The 18,840-nt window shown below is 61.7% G+C and carries 20 protein-coding genes; 11 read left to right on the top strand and 9 right to left on the bottom strand.

All coding sequences use genetic code 11. From position 1 onward, the window contains the following. Positions 1-4 precede the first annotated feature (4 nt). Positions 5-946 (bottom strand): N-acetyl-gamma-glutamyl-phosphate reductase, encoded by a 942-nt coding sequence (gene argC, locus AC5LXK_RS31820; RefSeq protein WP_493392611.1) that lies wholly within the window; start codon positions 944-946, stop codon positions 5-7. A gap of 122 nt (positions 947-1,068) precedes the next feature. Between argC and AC5LXK_RS31815 the strand changes: the two genes are divergently transcribed. Further along, a complete protein-coding gene (locus AC5LXK_RS31815) occupies positions 1,069-1,953 on the top strand; it encodes a LysR family transcriptional regulator (protein ID WP_493392610.1) in 885 nt (294 codons plus the stop codon). A gap of 39 nt (positions 1,954-1,992) precedes the next feature. Here AC5LXK_RS31815 and AC5LXK_RS31810 read toward each other — a convergent pair whose 3' ends face one another. Genes AC5LXK_RS31810 through AC5LXK_RS31795 form a run of 4 tightly spaced genes read right to left on the bottom strand, consistent with a single transcriptional unit; the run spans position 1,993 to position 5,310 of the window. Next, entirely contained in the window at positions 1,993-2,457 is a 465-nt protein-coding gene (locus tag AC5LXK_RS31810) for a signal peptide protein (protein WP_493392609.1), read from the bottom strand. 60 nt (positions 2,458-2,517) lie between these two features. Next, a complete protein-coding gene (locus AC5LXK_RS31805; protein WP_493392608.1) occupies positions 2,518-3,735 on the bottom strand; it encodes a patatin-like phospholipase family protein in 1,218 nt (405 codons plus the stop codon). Next, entirely contained in the window at positions 3,732-4,517 is a 786-nt protein-coding gene (locus AC5LXK_RS31800) for a 3-hydroxybutyrate dehydrogenase (protein ID WP_493392607.1), read from the bottom strand. Before AC5LXK_RS31800 ends, AC5LXK_RS31805 begins: the two co-directional genes overlap by 4 nt. A 52-nt stretch (positions 4,518-4,569) precedes the next feature. After that, a complete protein-coding gene (locus AC5LXK_RS31795) occupies positions 4,570-5,310 on the bottom strand; it encodes an acetoacetate decarboxylase (RefSeq protein ID WP_493392606.1) in 741 nt (246 codons plus the stop codon). Between the two features lie 434 nt (positions 5,311-5,744). Here AC5LXK_RS31795 and AC5LXK_RS31790 point away from each other — a divergent pair, with 434 nt between their 5' ends. Then, complete coding sequence (locus tag AC5LXK_RS31790) at positions 5,745-6,326, top strand: undecaprenyl-diphosphatase (protein WP_493392605.1); 582 nt, start codon at positions 5,745-5,747, stop codon at positions 6,324-6,326. Between the two features lie 29 nt (positions 6,327-6,355). Here AC5LXK_RS31790 and AC5LXK_RS31785 read toward each other — a convergent pair whose 3' ends face one another. From AC5LXK_RS31785 to AC5LXK_RS31775, 3 genes are all read right to left on the bottom strand, one after another. Next, positions 6,356-6,583 (bottom strand): hypothetical protein, encoded by a 228-nt coding sequence (locus AC5LXK_RS31785; RefSeq protein ID WP_493392604.1) that lies wholly within the window; start codon positions 6,581-6,583, stop codon positions 6,356-6,358. 167 nt (positions 6,584-6,750) lie between these two features. After that, positions 6,751-7,572, bottom strand: coding sequence for a siderophore-interacting protein (locus AC5LXK_RS31780; protein ID WP_493392603.1), 822 nt, complete (start codon positions 7,570-7,572; stop codon positions 6,751-6,753). Positions 7,573-7,610: 38 nt separating this feature from the next. Further along, entirely contained in the window at positions 7,611-8,321 is a 711-nt protein-coding gene (locus tag AC5LXK_RS31775) for a PadR family transcriptional regulator (RefSeq protein ID WP_493392602.1), read from the bottom strand. A 279-nt stretch (positions 8,322-8,600) separates the two neighbouring features. Between AC5LXK_RS31775 and AC5LXK_RS31770 the strand changes: the two genes are divergently transcribed. From AC5LXK_RS31770 to AC5LXK_RS31755, 4 genes are all read left to right on the top strand, one after another. Next, complete coding sequence (locus AC5LXK_RS31770; protein WP_493392601.1) at positions 8,601-9,587, top strand: AAA family ATPase; 987 nt, start codon at positions 8,601-8,603, stop codon at positions 9,585-9,587. 164 nt (positions 9,588-9,751) lie between these two features. Then, positions 9,752-10,144 (top strand): TnsB C-terminal domain-containing protein, encoded by a 393-nt coding sequence (locus AC5LXK_RS31765; protein ID WP_493392600.1) that lies wholly within the window; start codon positions 9,752-9,754, stop codon positions 10,142-10,144. A 473-nt stretch (positions 10,145-10,617) separates the two neighbouring features. Then, positions 10,618-10,995 carry a DUF3592 domain-containing protein gene (locus tag AC5LXK_RS31760; protein ID WP_077020579.1) on the top strand — a complete coding sequence of 126 codons (378 nt, stop codon included), beginning with the start codon at positions 10,618-10,620 and terminating at the stop codon, positions 10,993-10,995. 18 nt (positions 10,996-11,013) lie between these two features. After that, entirely contained in the window at positions 11,014-11,586 is a 573-nt protein-coding gene (locus AC5LXK_RS31755; protein ID WP_059834023.1) for a hypothetical protein, read from the top strand. Here AC5LXK_RS31755 and tssF read toward each other — a convergent pair whose 3' ends face one another. Continuing rightward, positions 11,587-13,464, bottom strand: a complete 1,878-nt coding sequence (tssF, locus tag AC5LXK_RS31750) for a type VI secretion system baseplate subunit TssF (RefSeq protein WP_493392599.1) — start codon at positions 13,462-13,464, stop codon at positions 11,587-11,589. 133 nt (positions 13,465-13,597) lie between these two features. Here tssF and AC5LXK_RS31745 point away from each other — a divergent pair, with 133 nt between their 5' ends. Genes AC5LXK_RS31745 through AC5LXK_RS31725 form a run of 5 tightly spaced genes read left to right on the top strand, consistent with a single transcriptional unit; the run spans position 13,598 to position 18,833 of the window. After that, positions 13,598-15,712, top strand: a complete 2,115-nt coding sequence (locus AC5LXK_RS31745) for a type VI secretion system Vgr family protein (RefSeq protein ID WP_493392598.1) — start codon at positions 13,598-13,600, stop codon at positions 15,710-15,712. Between the two features lie 9 nt (positions 15,713-15,721). After that, positions 15,722-16,219 carry a DUF6484 domain-containing protein gene (locus AC5LXK_RS31740; protein WP_493392597.1) on the top strand — a complete coding sequence of 166 codons (498 nt, stop codon included), beginning with the start codon at positions 15,722-15,724 and terminating at the stop codon, positions 16,217-16,219. A gap of 7 nt (positions 16,220-16,226) precedes the next feature. Beyond that, positions 16,227-17,252: a DUF2169 family type VI secretion system accessory protein gene (locus tag AC5LXK_RS31735; RefSeq protein ID WP_493392596.1), complete on the top strand. Its 1,026-nt coding sequence runs from the start codon at positions 16,227-16,229 to the stop codon at positions 17,250-17,252. Continuing rightward, positions 17,242-18,336 (top strand): hypothetical protein, encoded by a 1,095-nt coding sequence (locus AC5LXK_RS31730; protein WP_493392595.1) that lies wholly within the window; start codon positions 17,242-17,244, stop codon positions 18,334-18,336. Before AC5LXK_RS31735 ends, AC5LXK_RS31730 begins: the two co-directional genes overlap by 11 nt. Beyond that, positions 18,321-18,833, top strand: a complete 513-nt coding sequence (locus AC5LXK_RS31725; protein ID WP_493392594.1) for a DUF4150 domain-containing protein — start codon at positions 18,321-18,323, stop codon at positions 18,831-18,833. The genes AC5LXK_RS31730 and AC5LXK_RS31725 overlap by 16 nt, the downstream gene beginning before the upstream one ends. Positions 18,834-18,840: the final 7 nt, after the last annotated feature.

Raw genomic sequence — 18,840 nt, 5'->3', positions numbered from 1 at the left:
AGACTTACGCCGCGCTCGACGCACCGAGCATCAAGTCGAGGTTCTGTACCGCTGCGCCGGATGCCCCTTTGCCGAGATTGTCGAACACGGCGGACAGGAGCACCTGCCCGTGATCTTCATTGACGAACACGCCGAGCCGCAGGTCATTGGTGCCGTTCAGCGCCTGCGGATCGAGATGCGTGATCGCGCGCGCGTCGGCCAGCGGCGTGACGTCGACGTGACGCGCGTCGGCGTAATGGTGCGCGAGACACGCATGCAGCTGCTCACCGGTCACGCCGGCCGGTAGCAGACGCAGTTCGATCGGTACGGTGAGCACGATGCCTTGCCGATAGGCACCGTAGGCCGGCACGAAGAACGGGCGGTGTGCGAGCCCGGCATGCAGCCGGATCTCGGGCGCATGCTTGTGCGCCAGCGCCAGGCCGTACACCTGCAGCGCCGGCATGCGTGCGGCGGCGTCGCCCGATTCGAATGCTTCGATCGCGGCCCTTCCGCCTCCCGAGTAACCGGAGACCGCGTGGATGCTCACCGGGTAGTCGCGCGGCAGCAGGCCGGCCTGCAACAGCGGGCGAAGCAGGCCGATCGCGCCGGTCGGGTAGCAGCCCGGATTGGTGACGCGCTTTGCGTGCGCAATGTGCTGCGCGTGCCCGTCGGCGATCTCGGGAAAGCCGTAGACCCATTCGGGTTGCGTGCGATGGGCCGAACTCGCGTCGATCACGCGTACGGCCGGGTTCCGGATGAAGCCGACCGCTTCGCGCGCGGCCGCATCGGGCAGGCACAGGATCGCGATATCGCATGCGTTGAGCGCGTCGGCGCGCCGCGCGGGGTCCTTGCGTTCGGCCGCCGGAAGCGTGAGCAGCTGCAAGTCGGCGCGGTCGCGCAGGCGCTCCTGAATCTGCAGTCCGGTCGTGCCCTGGTCGCCGTCGATGAAGACAGTGGGGAAGCTCATGATGGTCGTGTTCCTCGCGTTCGGTCGTCGGGGGGAAGCCGTATGGTCCGCCGAACGCCTAGAATAGGAAAAGTTGAATTTACTGACCGTCCGATTCAGCTTTTCTGAATGAGAGGTGTGGGATGCGCGAGATCAGTCTGGATCGCCTGCGTACGCTGGTTGCGATCGCGGACCAGGGATCCTTTGTCGCGGCGGCGCAATGGCTTCATCTCGCGCCGCCGACCGTGAGTCTTCATGTTGCCGAGCTGGAAAGCCGCGTCGGCGCGCCGCTGCTGACCCGCACGCGCGGAAACGTGCGGCCTTCGACGATCGGCGAAGTGCTGGTGGAGCGGGCGCGGCGCCTGCTGGCCGAGGTCGAATCCACGCTGGACGACGTGCAGCGGCAGGTGCAGGGGTTGACCGGGCGGGTGCGCCTCGGTGCGTCGACCGGTGCGATCGCGCACCTGTTGCCGCAGGCGGTCGCCGGGTTGCGTGCGCAGCATCCGGATATCGATGTGCAGATCGCGGTGCTCACGTCACAGGACACGCTGGCGCGCATCGCGCAAGGCACGCTGGACGTCGGGCTGGTTGCGCTGCCGCAGGCGCCGGTCGCGGGGCTGTCGATCCGCGCATGGCGGCGCGATCCGGTGATGGCTTTCCTGCCGGCGGACTGGCCGCTTCCGGCCCGCGTGACGCCGGCGTATCTGGCCGCGCGCCCGTTGATTCTCAACGATGCGACGACGCGCCTGTCGCGGCTCACGACGGAGTGGTTCGCGCTCGCCGGACACCGGCCCGAGCCGCGGATCGAACTCAACTACAACGATGCAATCAAGAGCCTGGTCGCCGCGGGTTACGGCGCGACGCTGTTGCCGCATGAGGCCGGTGCCCCGCTGCCGGATGCGCGCATCGTCATGCGGCCGCTACGCCCGGCGTTGTGGCGCGAGCTGGGGATTGCCCATCGGGCCGGGCCGATCGAACGGCCGACGCAGCACGTGCTCGATGCGCTGTGGGCGCTCGGCGCGCGATAGCGATCGCCGCGCGGTTGCCCGTGCGGGCGGCACGCACGTTCAGAGCCGGTTGTCTTTCGCCAGCGTGAGCACGCGTGCCCAGCGCTGTGCGTCGTGCTTGTCCGTCATCGGCAGTTTCCATTCGCTGCGCACGGTGTCGCGCACCCGCACGACGAGATGCCAGCGGCCGCCGATCGGCGCGGCCTGACAGCCGTCGAGCTGCGACAGCGTATAGCGGCCGTCCGCGCCGTCGTGCGACAGCCACAGCAGCCCTTGTGTCGCGGACACGCGCAACTCGCCCCACGCGCGATGCACGATGTGCGTCCAGCCTTCTTCCTTCGTGTTCGGTGCGATGTCGCGACGGCGCTTGATCCACCATGCGATCAGCGCGATCAGGATCGCGGCGGCGAGCACGGCGGCCGCGATCGCGACCGGCTGGCCGAACTGCGCGGCGATGACGTGAAACAGGTGAACCGCGCCCCATCCGGCAGCGATGAGCGCGAATAGCGCAATGAAAATCGGCATGTTGAATCTGAAAGGAGAGCGGCCCGGCGCATGCATCGCGCCGGGCCGCCGGACACGGCATTACCGGCGACGGTGAATGTCGTGCGTGACGAAGCCCGCGTCGTTGGTGGGCAGCGCGAGGCCGTCCTTCACCGCGAGCGTCTTGCGGATGTCGTCGAGCCCCGCGGACCAGTGGTCGCGCATCGTCGACAGACCGAACTGATAGTCCTTGTAGTGATGCTCGTACGCCTTCTGCTGGTAGATCAGGTGCTGGATGTTGTACTTCTTCCCGCTCGACATCGCGTCGGCCTCGACACACCACGGGTCGTTCTTGCGATGCTCTTCCGGTACCTGTTCGAGCACGTGGCGCAGCACGTTGCGGTAGCGCTGTTCGCGCTGCAGCGTGTCGGTGACGAAACGCGTGCGGCTCGAGTACTGCACGTCCTTCGTGCGTTCGGCGACGTCGGCCATCGTGCGCGGCAGCGGCCCGCGCGCGCTCCACAGATCGACCTGGAACGCGAGCGTATCGCGGCGCGGCCGGGCGCGGAGCACTTCCATCAGCGGCGTGTTCGACACGACACCGCCGTCCCAGTAGTACTCGCCGTCGATCTCGACCGGCGGGAACGCGGGCGGCAGCGCACCGGACGCCATGAAGTGCTCGGGCGCGAGGCGGATGCGCGAGTTGTCGAAGTACACGAAGTTGCCGGTGCCGACGTTGACCGCGCCGACCGATACGCGCGTCTCGCCCGAATTGATCCGGTCGAAATCGCACAGCTTCAGCAGCGTCGTGCGCAGCGCCGACGTGTCGTACCAGCTGATTTTCTCGGGATGGTCGGACACGCCCGGCAGCGGCGGCGGGAAGCGCGGCACGAAGAAGCCCTGCTGGCCCTGCATCATCGCGCTGGCAGCCTGAGACGCGGTGAAGAACGTGCGGACCTGGTCGATGCTGTTGAACAGCGCGAATTCGAACGCGGCCGGAATCGTCGGAAAGAACGCCGGCTGGCAGATCGTTTCCCAGAATTCGCGCAGGCGCTCGACGCGATGCTCGGGCGCATTGCCGGCGATCAGCGCGGTGTTGAGCGCGCCGATCGAGATGCCCGCGATCCAGTCGAGCGGAATGCCCGCCTCGTGCAGCCCTTCGAACACGCCGGCCTGGTACGCGCCGAGCGCGCCGCCGCCTTGCAGGACGAGCGAGATCGTTTCGTACGGCAGTGACCGCGCGGAGGCCGGCGCGCCGGCTTCGTGATGCAGGTCCGCCGCGTCGACGGCCTGCTTTTCGGTGGGGGCGCGGGGCTTCACTGCATGAACCAGCCGTGGCTGACGATGAACGACTGGCCCGTCAGTGCGGCGCTCGGGAATGCCGACAGGAACAGCACCGTCTGCGCGACATCCTGCACCGTCGTGAACACGCCGTCGACCGTGTTGCCGAGCATCACCTTCTTGATCACTTCGTCTTCGCTGATGCCGAGCTCCTTCGCCTGCTCCGGAATCTGCTTGTCGACCAGCGGCGTGCGCACGAAGCCCGGACACACGACGTGCGAGCGCACGTTGTGCTTCGCGCCTTCCTTCGCCAGCACGCGGGCGAGGCCCAGCAGGCCGTGCTTGGCCGTCACGTAGGCCGACTTCAGCGGCGACGCTTCGTGCGAGTGCACCGAACCCATGTAGATCACGACGCCGCCGCGATCGTCCTTGTACATGTGCTTGAGCGCGGCCTTCGTCGTCAGGAATGCGCCGTCGACGTGGATCGCCTGCATCTTCTTCCAGTCGGAGAACGAGTAGTTCTCGATCGGGTTGACGATCTGGATACCCGCGTTCGACACGAGGATGTCGATCGAGCCGAACGTTTCGGCGACCTTGTCGATGCCGCTGTTCACGGCGTCCTCGCTCGTCACGTCCATCGCGACGCCGATCGCCTTGCCGCCTGCCTTGTTGATCTCGTCGGCGACCGCATTTGCTCCGTCCTGGTTCAGGTCGGCAATCGCGACAGCCGCGCCCGCCTTCGCGAGCTCGAGTGCGATTTCCTTGCCGATGCCGCTCGCGGCGCCCGTGACGACTGCGGTCTTGCCATTCAGGTTGCTCATGTTCGAATTCCCGTGGTGAAAGGATTGACAGGGAGAAAGGACTGCGGACGTGTTACTGAGCCAGGTAATCGTAGACGACTTCGCCGAGGCCGAGTGTCAGATCTGCGACGAGGTGCCGGGCTTCGACGATCTCGAGCACGGGCAAATCGGCCACCGGCGCGAGCGCGTGCGACGCCAGCTCGAGCGATGCGGGGCCCGTCCACGCACCCTTCATCTTGATGTCCTGCAGGTAGTAGCGCACCAGTTCGCACACGCGCGCGGTGCCGTCGACGTGCGGGATGATCTTCAGCAGGAAATTGGGGCCGGCGAGACGCTTCGTCTGCTCGTCGATGTCGAGTTCCTTGTGCTTGTAGCCCATCGTGCCGGTCGCGACGCGCACCTTGCCGTAGTCGAGCGTGCCGAGGATGTGGTCGGTGTTCACGTGCAGCGTGGGCGACGCGAGTTTCTTCGGGAAGCCCCACAGCTCGCGGCCGCCGGCGATCGGCGGGTGATCGTCGAGATACATCGCGAGCGTGTAGCCGCCCGGCTGGCCGTTGTATTCGACGGGGATCACCTGGCCGCTTTCGGTGTAATCGCCGAAGCCGGTCGAATCGGCCATGCGAATGAATTCGTAATGCACGAGCGGCTCGGTGATCTGCAGCGGCTCGGGAACAATGGCACGGAGCAAGTCCGGATCGGTGCGGTACGTGATGATCAGAAACTCACGATCGACGAAACGGTACGGGCCCATCGGGAAGGCAGGGCTGGTCAACGGCATCGCAAACGCTTTCGATCGGACATCGCTGGGTTTCATGCGGACTCCTTGTTGTTGATCGCTTCGTGGATGAGTGCTCGTAATCGTATGCCTGTGCGTTGCCGTTGTGCGATGCCGCATCTGGAATTAATTGTTGCCGATTTCGAATAATTCGCGGCGTAAATATTGAGATGAACGATGCAAACGGCCTGATTGGCGCCCGGCGGCTCGATGGTCGCACACGTCGATGACGCCATGATGTGAAATAGGTGAGCTTTTACGGGATATAGGGTGAGCCGTTACGGGAGGTAATCGCACGGGAATGTGACAATTGTGTGAACTTGTGTTGCAGTGCAGGCTCTAAGTGCGTTCGTCGCGCGGGTCTCACCCCGGGCGGCCGCCCCATTAAGCATCGCTTAAGCGGGCACGCCCTAGCATCGTTCGTATCCGGCCGGGCAACCGGTCGACCTTTTACGCCCCACGCAACCTGATTCATGCAGAACCTCAATCTCACCCTCTTTTCCGCCATCAACGCCGGGGTTGCACCGCAGCCAGGCGTCGCCCGCCTCGCGATCTTCGCCGCCGACTGGCTCGTCTATGCGCTGCCGGCGATGCTGCTGCTGACCTGGATCTTCGGCGCGCGCCCGACGCGGCGCCAGGCGATCGAAGCCGGCGTCGGCGTTTGCGTGGCGATCGTGCTCGCGCAGGTACTCGGGCATTTCTGGTTTTCGCCGCGTCCGTTCATGGCCGGCGTCGGCACCCAGCTGATTCCGCACTCACCGGACAGCTCGTTTCCGAGCGATCACATGACGTTCGCGTGGAGCATGGCCGTCGGCCTGATGCTCGGCGGCACGACGCGCGTCACCGGGTTCGTGATGGCCGCGATGGCCGTGGCGATCGCATGGGGGCGTGTCTATGCGGGCGTGCACTGGCCGTTCGACATGGCCGGCGGCGTGCTGGTCGGCACGGCCGGCGCGCTGGCCGCGCACCTGTACGGGCAACGCGTGACCGCGCTGCTCGAACGGCTCGGCGATTCGGTGCATGCAGTCGTGATGGGGCGCCGGCACACGCCGTAAGCGGAAGGCGGGAGCCGGCCGGGACGCCGTCAGCCGGGTGTCTTGGCCGAGGATTCGGCCGATGCGGACGGGCCGCCGCCCGCGTCGTGCAGTTCGGGCGTATCGGCCGGATGCTGGGCGGTATCGCGCTCGAGGGCGCTTTCCTTCAGGATCGCGCACATCGCGACGAACAGCGCGAGTACCACTGCGGCGAGGCCGCAATAGCCGACGATCTTCAGGTTGCGAAGGAAAGGCGAAGCGTGGCTTTCTTTTGTCATGACCGGGCGCTCCTGGGCAGGCTGCGGCGGCTGTCGCCAGACAGCGGCGTCGCAGCCATACATATATACCAGCCGCGATACCGGTGCCAAGCCCGCTGGTGCGCCGGCGCCACGATTGTTTCCGTGTGTGCGCGTGCCGCCTGCCCGGCGCCAGGTACCCGTAGACGTCAGTCTTCCAGCGTTTCGTGCACGGCCGCCGCGCCGCGCTTCCAGTAGGCCGCGGCGCGGATGCGCGATTTGTCGACGCCGCGCTCGCCGGTCAGGTGCTGGCGTACCGCGCGCATCGACAGCGCTTCGCCGGCCGCCCACACGTAGCCGTCGCCGGACGGCGGCAGCGGCAGGTCGCGAACGGCATTCAGCAGCGCATCACCCTCCACCGCATCGGCTTCGGCGCGGAAGCGCCAGATTTCATGCACGTCGGCGCGCGTATCGAACGAGATCTGCGCGGTGCGATCCGCGACTTCCAGCACGACTGCCGCGCGCGCACCGGCCGGCAATTCCTCGAGACGCCGCGCGATGGCCGGCAGCGCCGTATCGTCGCCGATCAGCAGGTGCCAGTCGAAACCGGTCGGGACGACGAACGAACCGCGCGGGCCGCCGATGCCGAGCCATTGGCCGACGCGTGCGTGCGAGGCCCACTGCGACGCGGGGCCCGGATGGTTCAGCACGAATTCCAGATCGAGTTCGCCGGCGGCGCGGTCGAAGCGGCGCGGCGTGAAGTCGCGCGCGACCGGCTTCGGTTCGTCTTCCGGAAACTCCGGGCCGTTCGAGCCGAGCGTCGGCAGCGCGGGCCGTTCGGCGCCGGGCGGCGGGAAAAATACCTTCACGTGATCGTCGAACGACGCGGATTCGAAATCCGCGAGATCGGGGCCGCCGAGCGTGACGCGCAGCAGGTGCGGCGTCACGGCATGCACGCGCAGGACCTGCAGCAGGCGGAACTTGAGGGTGTGGCGCACGCGGGTCACGGTGCGTTCGGACGTGTTCTGCATCAATCCGTTCTCCTTAGGGTTTGACGGGGTGGCGCGGATCACGCGCCGGAGCCGTCTTCGATTTCGGCCGTCGCGCGGCGCATGATGGCCGCGATGCGGCGTTGTTCGTCGGCATCGGCGGCGCTCTTGTGCAGCAGCGCACGCTTGAGCGCGAGACGTGCTTCGACGAACTCAGGCAGCCAGCCGGCCTGCGATTCGTCCTGCGTTTCGTTGCCCGCCGATTCTCCGGCGAACGCGCGGCGCATGAATTCCATCTTGCGGGCGAGATGCGTGAGGCGTGCGAACAGCGTGTCGACGCGTTCGCGCTGTGCGTCGAGATGCGCGCGGCCGGCATCGGTCAGCGCATAGCGCTTGCGGTTGCCTTCCGCCTGCGACTCGACGAAGCCGACTTCTTCGAGATACGTGAGCGCCGGATACACCATGCCGGGGCTCGGGCTGTAGAAGCCGTTCGAGCGCGTGTCGAGCGCCTTGATCAGCTCGTAGCCGTGGCTCGGCTGCTCGGCGACCAGCGCGAGCAGCAGCAACTGGAGATCGTCGGAGCTGAACTGGCGGCCGCGCGGCATGCCGTCGTCGCCGAAATCGCCAAAGCCGCCGCGCCCGCCACGGCCACCGAACGGGCCGCCACCGAATGAATCGTGGCCGCGGCGGTGGCGGCCGATCGCGTACCAGAGACCGGCGAATTCGTCAGGGCCGGCATGCGCACCATGACCGTCGCATCGGGCATGGCCGCGGGAGTGGTTGTGTCGCATGATCGAGTCCTATATGTCGTAAAACATATCTAAAGATATATATCGAAAGATAGGGCGTCAAGGGGAATTATTGGGGCTGGATGATCGCGCGCGGCTGTTGTAGGTTGGCAAAAAAGATGACCTTTTTTGCAGTATTTGATCAAAGCTATTGATTTTTTTATTCAATAGTTGTCGGCGCGCTTCCCAGCGTTTTTGTCTGGTCGGGCTGACCAGTCAGGCTTAAAGTAAGAGCCAAAATGCCGCAGGGGGCTTGCGCGGCGACTTCGGGGGAATAAGAAGATGGGTTCTGCCAAGCAGGGCTATGTTCTTTTTTTGCGCTGGCTCCACGATCCGCAGCATGGTGTCAACGAGGCGGCGAAGCGCTTTGCCAATATGGTGTTGGCCGATTTCGACGAGATCGCAGCCACTGCCCGGCAACGGAATGCGCGATCGGCAGCTTTGGCTGGGTTGGCTCGCCTGCACCTTGCGGCGAGCCCCGCTGAACTTCCCGAGATCGATATACCTGCGGCAGCCGAAGAATGGCCATGGCGGCGACTCAAGGAACTGACCGTCGGCCCCTTTCGAGGCTTCCGGCGCGAAGAGCAGTTCGATCTTCGCAGACGAGTGATCCTGTTCTATGGGCCAAACGGCAGCGGGAAGACCAGTCTTTGCGAGGCATTGGAACGGGGTCTACTGGGCTCGGTTGAGGAGGCGGAACTCAAGCGCATCGACGAGCGGCGATATCTCGCGAATATCCATACGCGCAACTTTGTCGAACCGCGACTCGTCGCGACGACCGCGAACGGCAATGACATTCAGGTGATTGCCGACGCTGACCGCTATCGATTTAGTTTTATCGAAAAAAACCGGATTGATGCATTCTCCCGGATGGCCGCCCGGCCCCCGGCGCAACGCACTGAACTCATCGCGGCGTTGTTTGGCATGGACAAGTTCAACGACTTTGTCGGCCACTTCAACGAGCAGATGGATGCTGAACTTGTTCTTCGAAGTGACAAACAGACGGCGTTGCGACTCAAACGTGAGGGCATCGCCCGTGACCAGATGACCGCACGTGATGAAGCCCAGACGTTAGCGCGACATGATGAGGACGATGCAAGCTACGCGCAGGGCTATTCGGCGGGGACGACCTATGCGCGGTTAAAGGAAATCATCGGTACGCCGGAAGCACCTGGGCGCCTGCAGGAACTCAATCACCTTCTGGATGCTGTTCCTGCAGACTGCAAAAATCGCAGCAGAGATCGGCGATACATTGGTGCCTTCGGTTAGCAGTATCAAGCGCTGGTGGAGACGATACCGACACACGCGAAGCGTTACCAAGCTGACCGACTGCAGAGAGAATAGCGGACGCCGCCGCGACAACGTCATCCAGGCGCTATTCGAGGAGGCTGTTAACGAGATATATCTCGATCCGCAGAAGCACTCGGGACAAGATGTCTACGGTAGGTTGGTCGAGAAGATCAATCAATACAATAAGCATCGACCTGACCAGGCGCCGCTTACCTGTCCTGTCGAGTCAACAATGTATCGCTGGCTGCGACGTCTCGATCAGAACGCGATATTGTCGAGTGATTCTCGGATTCTATCTAAGCTTCCGAGCGCCGTCTGCACAGTCGGTGCTTCAGTGCCTCAAGCGCGCAATCTTGCCGAAGGCGGATTGGGGGAGAGTTGTCAACTTGCATCGAGAACACCCTGGTTATGGCATCCCGTATCTCGTCGCTGTCGATAGATGCGGCGCGACTTGGAAAGGACGCGGCCGAAAGAAAGGCTCGCTGGGTGCATGGAATGGCCGTGGCGGATTTTCCTTTGCATCGTGTCGAGATTGACCACACGCCGCTCGACATCTTGGCTATCGACTTGGTCACAAACTTGCCGTCGGGCCGACCATGGATCACGGTTGCCATCGACAGATATCCAGGAGCAGTCGTTCGAGGTTATTGGTGCGCCGCCTGCAGTCACAATGCGGCCAAACTCGGTATCGACCTGATGCGTACGATTGCGGCCGAGCGTGGAGGAATGTGTGTCTCCACAAGCTACGTGAATAGTGCGACAAGGCTGGAGTGGGAGTGCGCGCGGGGCCATCGCTGGCTAGCTACGCCCAATTCTATCCGGCGTGGCCACTGGTGCGCTCGCTGCTATTTCATCAGCATCACAACTACAGGCAAGACGCGTCGAAAGCGACGTCATGAGGTTGCCTAAACCGCCTGCGCCGATTTGATAGCCGGCGATGCGCTAAAATCCAGCGCAGACAGGCTGCGGTCAAACTCCGCGTGTCGAATGAAAGAAATCGAGAGGGCTCATGGTCAAGGCTATCCTAGGCATTGTGATGGGGATCGGTTTTCTCATAATCGCGGCCTTCGTCGCGTGGTCGACTCACGAATTTCTCCAAACGGCGATTGCCGTACCCGGGGAAGTTGTCAGCCTGAATGCAGGCGGGAGCCATCCTCAGGTCGAATTTGTCACCAAAGCAGGCCAGCGTGTCTCCTATCCTCAAGGTGGGATGATCTACGGCATGAAGGTCGGCGATAAGGTGACCGTGCTGTATCAGGAGGACGCGCCTCTGCGATCCGCCACGATCGATCGATTCGGCGCAGTTTGGAATTGGACGTTGATGGCACTGATCTTCGGCGTCGGCTTCATTCTCTTCTCGCTGATGAACCTGCCATCCAGAAAATAAACGACTTGAGAGGGCCACGTGTCAATTTTCAGGCATAGTGACTGGACATACAAAACTGGTGCAACTGGTGGTGTCAGTCTCGAACTTGCCGTTGCTTCGGGCGGCACGATCGTCCTGGCGGATCCCGGCGGTCAACTGTTCGACTTCTATTACGGCGGTCTTGGGATCGGATATGGCCTTGGACTCCGAATCCCGAAGATCAAGTTGCCTAGATTTTCGATACCTGAGATCAAGATTCCGAAGATCGCCGGGCACGAGGTCGGGGGCGCAGGTTCGCTCAAGTCCTTTGATAGCGCTGGCTTGATATACATGTTGCCGGCGTTTGACGGCAAAGAGCTCTCCAAGTCGGATTTTCAAGGGGCTACGGTCTATCTCGACGGAGGCGTCGGCGTCGGGTACGGCAAGGCAGGCACGGCCATGCTTCTCGGTATCAATCCCGCACAACTTGCGCTCGGATTATCGAGCCCCGCAATGATGTGGCTGGCAGAGAACGCAATCGCTCACGCGCGAGCCGCCCTGGTGATGGGCGGGACGACTGTGGGCCTCATAGCTGGAGGCGGCGCAGGCATTTTGGTCGGTTATCTGCATTAACTAGATCAGCGGCCGTGTTCCGATTCGCGCCGGACAGCGTCGAAGTTCGCGCCCCGTCTGCGAGGAGCAAATAACCAGCTCGATGTAGCTGTTCATCGCAGCATACGGGGCAAACAACCTGTCCAACATTCGCGCGAACAAGTGCAACGTGACGTCGCGCAACGCTGCTTCATCGAGAGAGACGACAATCTCGACACCGCGGACGAACGACGGGAACTCGCCATCGGGTGACATCCATCTGATCGCGGGGTGATGGTCCAGGTCGGTGATCGCGTCAATGCTCCGTTGCGCGATGATGCTCGCGCGCGGCGCGTGCAGTCTTAGAAAGTCTTTAAACGCCTTCAACCCCGTTTGCGTCAGATCGAACGGGTGCAACGACATGCCCGCAAGGATCCGCCACAATGCGTCGTGGCCGCGCGGCAGAGTGCTCGGCAAGGTCGGGCGCGTAAGCAATCTAATGGGGCAGGCTAACGCCGCGCCCTCGTGCAGCAGGTCACTGTCGCGTGCACCGATCGGCAACCGGGCGGGCAAATCTCCATTGGTAGCCGTGACGTCGACGTCGACTTGCGGATGTTTCAGTTGGGCAGCACGGCCCTCCAGTCCGATGAGTGATAGCAGCAGTGGCGCGCGCGTTGTTCCAGTTGCCGCATGCGGATCGCGAAACGCAGCCCAGTATGCAATCGCGGGATCAGGGGCGCGAGCATGGCTGAACGCCCGGTAAGGCAATACGTACGTACGTACGTGGCTACTGGTCGATGGCGGGCCCCTCTCTTGTTCAGCCTGCAAGCGATCGCCTAAATGAACGGCATCGATCGAGTACACGTCGAGCGGGGAGCCGGTTTCCAGCGGCTCCGGTGTGACGGGGTATGCCCTATCAGCGCTTGTCAACTGGATCGGAATCGCATCTCGCTTGAACAGATTGACCACCGGTGTGCAGTACAACCGAAAGGATGAGGCATCGAGTTCAGTCAGTACCTGTGCTACGGCGGATTCGGCTGGTGTGTCAAGGATTGCGAGATGCAACGTCAGTCGCTTTGCCGCTGGCGTGCGTGCGGCCCGCCGCATTCGTCCGAGATCGATGTCAACAAAGTCGAATTTTTCGGGGAACGCGAAGGACTCGATGAGCGTTTGGTACGCATCCGATGTAGTGGTCGATTCTTTTGGCAGCAGGCATTCATTCTCGCCAAAACCTACCGATTCGATCGGTATCCTAGATAATGCCGCCCACCGGCCGCTCTGATCGATCTCAACAAATGCGGCGCCGGCACGTAGCAGCAAAGCATCGGTGAGCGCAGCAACGCGCGGCCGATCACCGGACAGGTGAACACGAACTGTACCGGACGGAATTGCCTCATCGAAGATCTCCATCGCTGTCGCGCTGGCGAGCGCGATCGAAAGTATGCCAGTGACATTGGGTGGGAGTCGGACAGCCGCAGGGACGAGCGTAGCCGGGGCATAGCGTACCGAGTGAACTCGTAACGGGGACAACGTGATGTCATAGATTGTTTGAAACCGGTACGGCGCCGCGTTGGCATCGAGCAGCGTGCCACGTGGCATCGTGAACGGCGTTGTCAACTGACCGAAGAGATCCGACGGATCAAACTGCGCGATCGCGCAAGAAGGCACGGTGCGAAGATACTGTGGATACAGCACCTCCAGCAGCGATTCAGTGAATTCCGGATAGGCGTCCTCGAGCTTTGCATCGACACGCGCGGCCAGCAATGCAAACGCCTGGATCATCCGGTCGATATGCAGATCGCCCTGCCCGTTTGCAATCCCGAGTCGGGCGCCGATTTTCGGATAGCGTCGTGCAAATTCCGTAACGCCACGGAGCAGTAAACCGACCTCGTATTCGTAGTGGGGCAACAGGTTATCCATTCACCTTCCCTACAACTCCGTCCCCATATATGAGGTCCAAGAAACGCAAAACTTGATTTTTTCGGCGGCTAGCAGTTTAAAATCCACCGACGAATAATATCCTGCCATTCCGATGCGGGGATCTGAGGGCGCCATGCAACTGTCAGATATTCCAAGTTTTTTTGGGCTACAGAGCAATCGGCTGTTCACCATCCAGACGCCTATGAAGGGCCGATCTGACTTGGTGCTTGTCGATTTTCACGGTACCGAAGGCTTATCTCAAAACTTCGAGTTCCACGTTCGGCTCGCCTCTCAAGACTCGAACATTGAACTGAAGAAGTTGATCGGTCAGCCTGTGACGATCACGTTACAGCTTACTGATGCGCTGGCGAGCTCGGAAGAACGGTATTTCCACGGCTACATAGCCAACTTCACCCACCTCGACCACGACGGTAGCTTCACCATCTACAGCGCGACACTCGTGCCATGGCTTTGGATGCTCTCGCGCAGTCGCGACATCCGGATTTTTCAGGAAGAGAATACCGAAGCGATTCTTTCAAAAGTCTTTCGAGACTACGGAAAGATTGCGTCGTTCGAGTTCCGGTTGTCTAAGGCGACGAAGAATCGCAGCTACTGCACGCAGTACCGTGAAACCGATTTGGAATTTGTCGAGCGCCTCATGCAAGAAGATGGCCTGTTCTTCTTCTTCGAGCACGCGAAAGACGGTCACAAACTAGTCATCTCGGACAACTCGATTAGCGCGAAGCCGATTAGCGGCCGCAGTCCGCTGCTGCAATACACAAAAGGCGAGGCGCTCGACAATCTGGCGGTCATCACGTCATTCCAGGCGAGCCGACAACTGGAATCCAACAGTGTCGGGCTGAAGACGTTTGATTACAAGGCACCGCACGCGCGCCGGTTTGTTTCGGGCGGAACCGAAGTCAATCAGGGCGAAGTACCGTCGTACGAAGTCTACGACTATCTGGGCGAGCATGGGTTTGCGGACAGCGATCGCGGAGAAGCGTTGACGCGCTTCAGAACGCAGGCGCTCGCGGCACACAGCAAGGTCTTCATCGGAACGAGCACGAGCCGGCGGTTGACGCCGTGCCAATACTTCGAACTCGACGATCACTACGACCACAGCAATGCCAAACAGGAGGATCGACAGTTTCTGCTGACGACGATCACCCACAGCGGAACGAACAACTATCAGGCCGGAGAAGGCGCAGCAAACTACCAGTGCAGTTTCACCTGCATCCGCAAGAAGATTCCGTATCGGCCGGCGTTCACGATCGAGCGACCGTCAATCATCGGCCCGCAAACGGCCGTCGTCGTCGGTCCCGAGGGCGAGGAAATTTACACGGACAACCTGGGCCGCGTGAAGGTGCAGTTCCATTGGGATCGGCTGGGCAAGCGAGATCAAGGCAGTTCATGCTGGGTGCGCGTCGGGCAACCGTGGGCCGGTCGCGGATTCGGGATGATCCAGATCCCACGGATAGGTGACGAGGTGGTCGTAATTTTCCTCGACGGTAATCCGGATAGGCCCTTGATCATCTCGAGCGTCTATAACTCCGGGAACATGCCTCCGTGGGGATTGCCCACGAATGCTACACAGAGCGGGATTCTCACGCGCTCGACCAAGACAGGCAACGTCAACACGGCCAACGCCATTCGCTTCGAAGACAAGAAGGGCTCTGAGGAAGTTTGGTTGCACGCCGAGAAGGATCAGCGCCTCGAGGTCGAGCACGACGAATCGCATTGGGTTGGAAACGATCGAAAGAAGAACATCGATCACGATGAGACAGTGCATGTCGGCCATGACCGAACCGAGACGGTCGACAACAATGAGACCATCACGATCGGCGTGGATCGTACCGAACGCGTTGGCAGCAACGAGACACTGACGGTCGGCGGCAACCGGAACGAAACGATCGAGGGTTGGCAAAATCTCCTGATCGCACTTGCTTCGGCCGAGACGATCGGATTGGCCAAGGCGCTGACAATCGGCGCCGGTTATACCGTCACGGTTGCCGGAGCGATGAACACGGCAGTAGGTCTCGCTCAGGCAGAAGAAGTCGGTCTGTCGAAAAAGACGATTGTCGGCAAGACCTGGTCGATCAGCGCCGGGGATCGGCTCGAGATCAAGGTTGGCAAGGCGCGCATCACGCTCGAGAGCAACGGGAACATCTCGATCAGCGGGGCCACACTTTCCATCGATGGTTCGGGCCCGGTGAGAATCAGCGGAAATAACGTCGATATCAATTCATAGGGGGCCGAGATGGGAGTCGCAGAACATATTGCCGCACTGAGTGTTGCACCGCCGACCCAACGGACGGCTGAGCTGGTTCTCGGAACCATAGCCAAGGTCGATTCGAATCATGGTGTCTGGATCGACTACCCCGATAACCCGTACCAAGCTCCACTTGCCGCGATTTGCGCCACGAGTGTCGTTGCGGCAGACGTCGGACGCGAAGTGGTATTGGCATTCGTGCAGGGTGACCCGGCGCAACCTATCCTCATGGGCCTTCTGCGCCGGCACGGAACAAGAAATCAAGCCGAGGCGGAGGCCGCCGTTCACGCCATCACGCCGGCTATCTCTGCGACCACGGAAGCATCGCACGTATGCGTTGAAGCGGCCGAAGCGATGACGCTGAAGTGCGGCCAGGCAAGTCTCACATTGAACAAGGACGGACGCGTCATCGTACGTGGGACGAATGTGGCGACTTATGCCGACGGAACGCTCCGGTTGCGCGGATCGGTCGTCGAGCTGAACTGAACTCGACATGTTGCAACTGCAAAATGTGACGCCATTTGCTGCGGAACGAGCAGTACAGTTCGACCGACACGGCGGGCACCTCTGGGTCGTGGTCGTCAAGGCAACTTACGACCTGCACCCTGACGGCACACTGTCGCTATCGAAACAGCAAGAGCCTGTGAAAACGCATCCGGAGTATTTCGGAGAGCCGGGGCACTCGACCCTGAGGCGAGACGCCGAAATCGTGTTCGCGCATCCGGGGAGCGCCATCATGGTCAACGGTTCGGCATACGCACCCGAAGATGAACCGTTGCGTGAGCTCGATGTCGGCATCTCGATCGGGTCGATACATCGAGTCATCAGGGTGTTCGGCGCGCGTCGTTGGGATTCTGGGTTATTCGGACTGCGTATGACGGATTCCGAATTGTTTTCACGCTGGCCGTTACGGTACGAATTCGCCTACGGCGGAACGAGTTCGCGGCAAAAGGACGGATTCTCCGACAATCCGCTGGGCATGGGATTCTTTGTGGACCGGGACGACGCGCGCGACGGCAAGCTGCCCCATATCGAGGATCCGCGCCATCTGATCAAATCGTGGAAAGACCGACCAGCGCCGGCCGGGATGAATGCGATCCCGCCGCTGTGGCCGGCGCGTGCACGCTACAGCGGTACAACTGATGAACAGTGGATCACGACGCGCGCACCGCTGGTTCCGGACGATTTCGATGTCGCATTCTTCAACTCGGCCTCGCCGGGCATGGCGACCGCAGTTCCGTTAAGAGGCGGCGAACGTGTCGTGCTTGCCCACCTGACGCCGTCGGCGAAAATGACATTTCGGCTGCCTCGCGTGCATTTCAACCTGTTGACGACAATAGGCGGCCGGACGATTCGTCAACACGCACAACTGGATCGCGTGATAGTCGAGCCGGACGACAGTCGATTGGTGATGGTGTGGCGCAGCGTCCTGGCATGCGGGCGTGATGCTCGTCGTGTACAGGTCACGTATGTCGATACCAAGCGGGATCTGCATACCGGGAGGTTCTATGGGGCTTGACAGCCCGATCGTGGTGAGCGGATTCGGTGCGTGTACGTCGGTGGGCTTGTCCGCTGCCGAATCTTGCAATGCCGTACTGTCGAGCGTGTCGCGCATCGCGCGACACAAACGCTACCCGTATGCCCGCAGGGGCGGCGCCATTGCGCTCGCGAAGCTCGATTGTCTGAGTGAGGATGCGGCCTGTGTTTCGCGAATGACGGAGCTGGCTCGCCGGGCGCTGGACGATTTATTGGCCCGTCATGGGCACATTCTGGGCGCATCCGCCGGGATGCCGGCAAGGCCCATTCCGGTGCTGCTTTCGCTCCCGCCCGAGCGTCCCGGTTTGCCGCATGCGGATATCGCGTCCGTCGCCGGGGAAATCTGCAAATCGATGCCGCAATTTTCACGTGGCGGGAGTCGATTTTTTTGCAGCGGGCATACGGGTTTTATCGCGGGTCTGGCCAGGTCGGTCGACATCTTGAAGGCTGGAGAGGCGGATTTTTGCATCGTTGGCGGGGTCGACTCGCCGCTCGATATGAATTATCTGCACTGGCTCGACGATACCGACCGACTCAAGCACCAGGACAATCCGTTCGGCATGGTTCCAGGTGAGGGTGCGGCTTTTGCTCTTCTGCGCGCGGACGTGGGGCGAGCGTCAGTGGAGAACACGACGCGTGTCGTATTGCGCGCCGTTGGTCTCGCTACGGAAACCATGCCGTGGTATGCCGATCGGGCGTCGCGCGGCGACGGACTGACGGCCGCAATCTCGCAGTGCTTGTCCACCGACATCCAGGTGGACAATTGCTATGGCGATTTGACCGGCGAGACCTGGCGCAGTGCCGAATGGGATTTCGCGTTTCTGCGTAACGGCCGCCAGTTTGCGCACCCGCTCGATATCAGCCACCCGGCGGAGATTTGGGGCGATACGGGGGCGGCGTCTGCCGCAATGCTGTGTATGTTGGCGCACGATGAACTCACGGATATCGTGACGCCGCGACGGCGTTCGCTGGTTTTTTCCGCATCGGATACCAGGCTATCTCGCGCAGCCTGCCTGCTTGAGCGTATGGGTTCTCATGAGGGGGAGGCACCGTGGCATCTACAGTAATCGTCAACAAGCTGACCAATGTTCATTCGAAAAGCGGGGGAATCGCTACCTGCGCGGCGCCGGACTTTTGCAAGACGCCGGGCGCCGGTGTGGTGCCTTATACGAACGTTGCGTTTTCGCGCGATCTGGTCAATGGATCGAAGACCGTTCGTACGAATGGCGTTCCCGCTGCGCTGAAGGAGTCGGAGTTCAAGCCCAGTTATGGCGACGAGCCTGGTGTGGGAGGCGGCGTCGTGTCGGGCGTCAATCGCGGATGGGCGAAATTTACGAACTACAGCTACGACGTCAAGATCGAGGGGCGCAATGTCGCTCGGCTCTCGGATCCCATGATGATGAATGGCAATAACCCGAATACCAATACGCCGGCCGAGGTCCAGTCGAATCTGCTCGACCAGGGCGGAATTCTATGCCGCATTTTTTGCTGGTGCGATGCGGGGAATGATGGTGGCGACTTCGTCAAGATCAAGCAAGTGCCGACGGGCGGGATAACCGCCTGATGCAGGA

The sequence above is a fragment of the Burkholderia pulmonis genome (assembly GCF_984667975.1).
Note: the sequence above shows the minus strand (reverse complement) of the source record. Positions and strands in the feature narration are given on the sequence as shown.

What these genes read in the sequence shown, in the direction of transcription:
- argC (WP_493392611.1), bottom strand. Translation starts at nt 946, where the DNA reads ATGAGCTTCCCCACTGTCTTCATCGACGGCGACCAGGGCACGACCGGA.
- AC5LXK_RS31815 (WP_493392610.1), top strand. Translation starts at nt 1,069, where the DNA reads ATGCGCGAGATCAGTCTGGATCGCCTGCGTACGCTGGTTGCGATCGCG.
- AC5LXK_RS31810 (WP_493392609.1), bottom strand. Translation starts at nt 2,457, where the DNA reads ATGCCGATTTTCATTGCGCTATTCGCGCTCATCGCTGCCGGATGGGGC.
- AC5LXK_RS31800 (WP_493392607.1), bottom strand. Translation starts at nt 4,517, where the DNA reads ATGAGCAACCTGAATGGCAAGACCGCAGTCGTCACGGGCGCCGCGAGC.
- AC5LXK_RS31795 (WP_493392606.1), bottom strand. Translation starts at nt 5,310, where the DNA reads ATGAAACCCAGCGATGTCCGATCGAAAGCGTTTGCGATGCCGTTGACC.
- AC5LXK_RS31790 (WP_493392605.1), top strand. Translation starts at nt 5,745, where the DNA reads ATGCAGAACCTCAATCTCACCCTCTTTTCCGCCATCAACGCCGGGGTT.
- AC5LXK_RS31785 (WP_493392604.1), bottom strand. Translation starts at nt 6,583, where the DNA reads ATGACAAAAGAAAGCCACGCTTCGCCTTTCCTTCGCAACCTGAAGATC.
- AC5LXK_RS31780 (WP_493392603.1), bottom strand. Translation starts at nt 7,572, where the DNA reads ATGCAGAACACGTCCGAACGCACCGTGACCCGCGTGCGCCACACCCTC.
- AC5LXK_RS31775 (WP_493392602.1), bottom strand. Translation starts at nt 8,321, where the DNA reads ATGCGACACAACCACTCCCGCGGCCATGCCCGATGCGACGGTCATGGT.
- AC5LXK_RS31770 (WP_493392601.1), top strand. Translation starts at nt 8,601, where the DNA reads ATGGGTTCTGCCAAGCAGGGCTATGTTCTTTTTTTGCGCTGGCTCCAC.
- AC5LXK_RS31765 (WP_493392600.1), top strand. Translation starts at nt 9,752, where the DNA reads ATGTCTACGGTAGGTTGGTCGAGAAGATCAATCAATACAATAAGCATC.
- AC5LXK_RS31760 (WP_077020579.1), top strand. Translation starts at nt 10,618, where the DNA reads ATGGTCAAGGCTATCCTAGGCATTGTGATGGGGATCGGTTTTCTCATA.
- tssF (WP_493392599.1), bottom strand. Translation starts at nt 13,464, where the DNA reads ATGGATAACCTGTTGCCCCACTACGAATACGAGGTCGGTTTACTGCTC.
- AC5LXK_RS31745 (WP_493392598.1), top strand. Translation starts at nt 13,598, where the DNA reads ATGCAACTGTCAGATATTCCAAGTTTTTTTGGGCTACAGAGCAATCGG.
- AC5LXK_RS31740 (WP_493392597.1), top strand. Translation starts at nt 15,722, where the DNA reads ATGGGAGTCGCAGAACATATTGCCGCACTGAGTGTTGCACCGCCGACC.
- AC5LXK_RS31735 (WP_493392596.1), top strand. Translation starts at nt 16,227, where the DNA reads ATGTTGCAACTGCAAAATGTGACGCCATTTGCTGCGGAACGAGCAGTA.
- AC5LXK_RS31730 (WP_493392595.1), top strand. Translation starts at nt 17,242, where the DNA reads ATGGGGCTTGACAGCCCGATCGTGGTGAGCGGATTCGGTGCGTGTACG.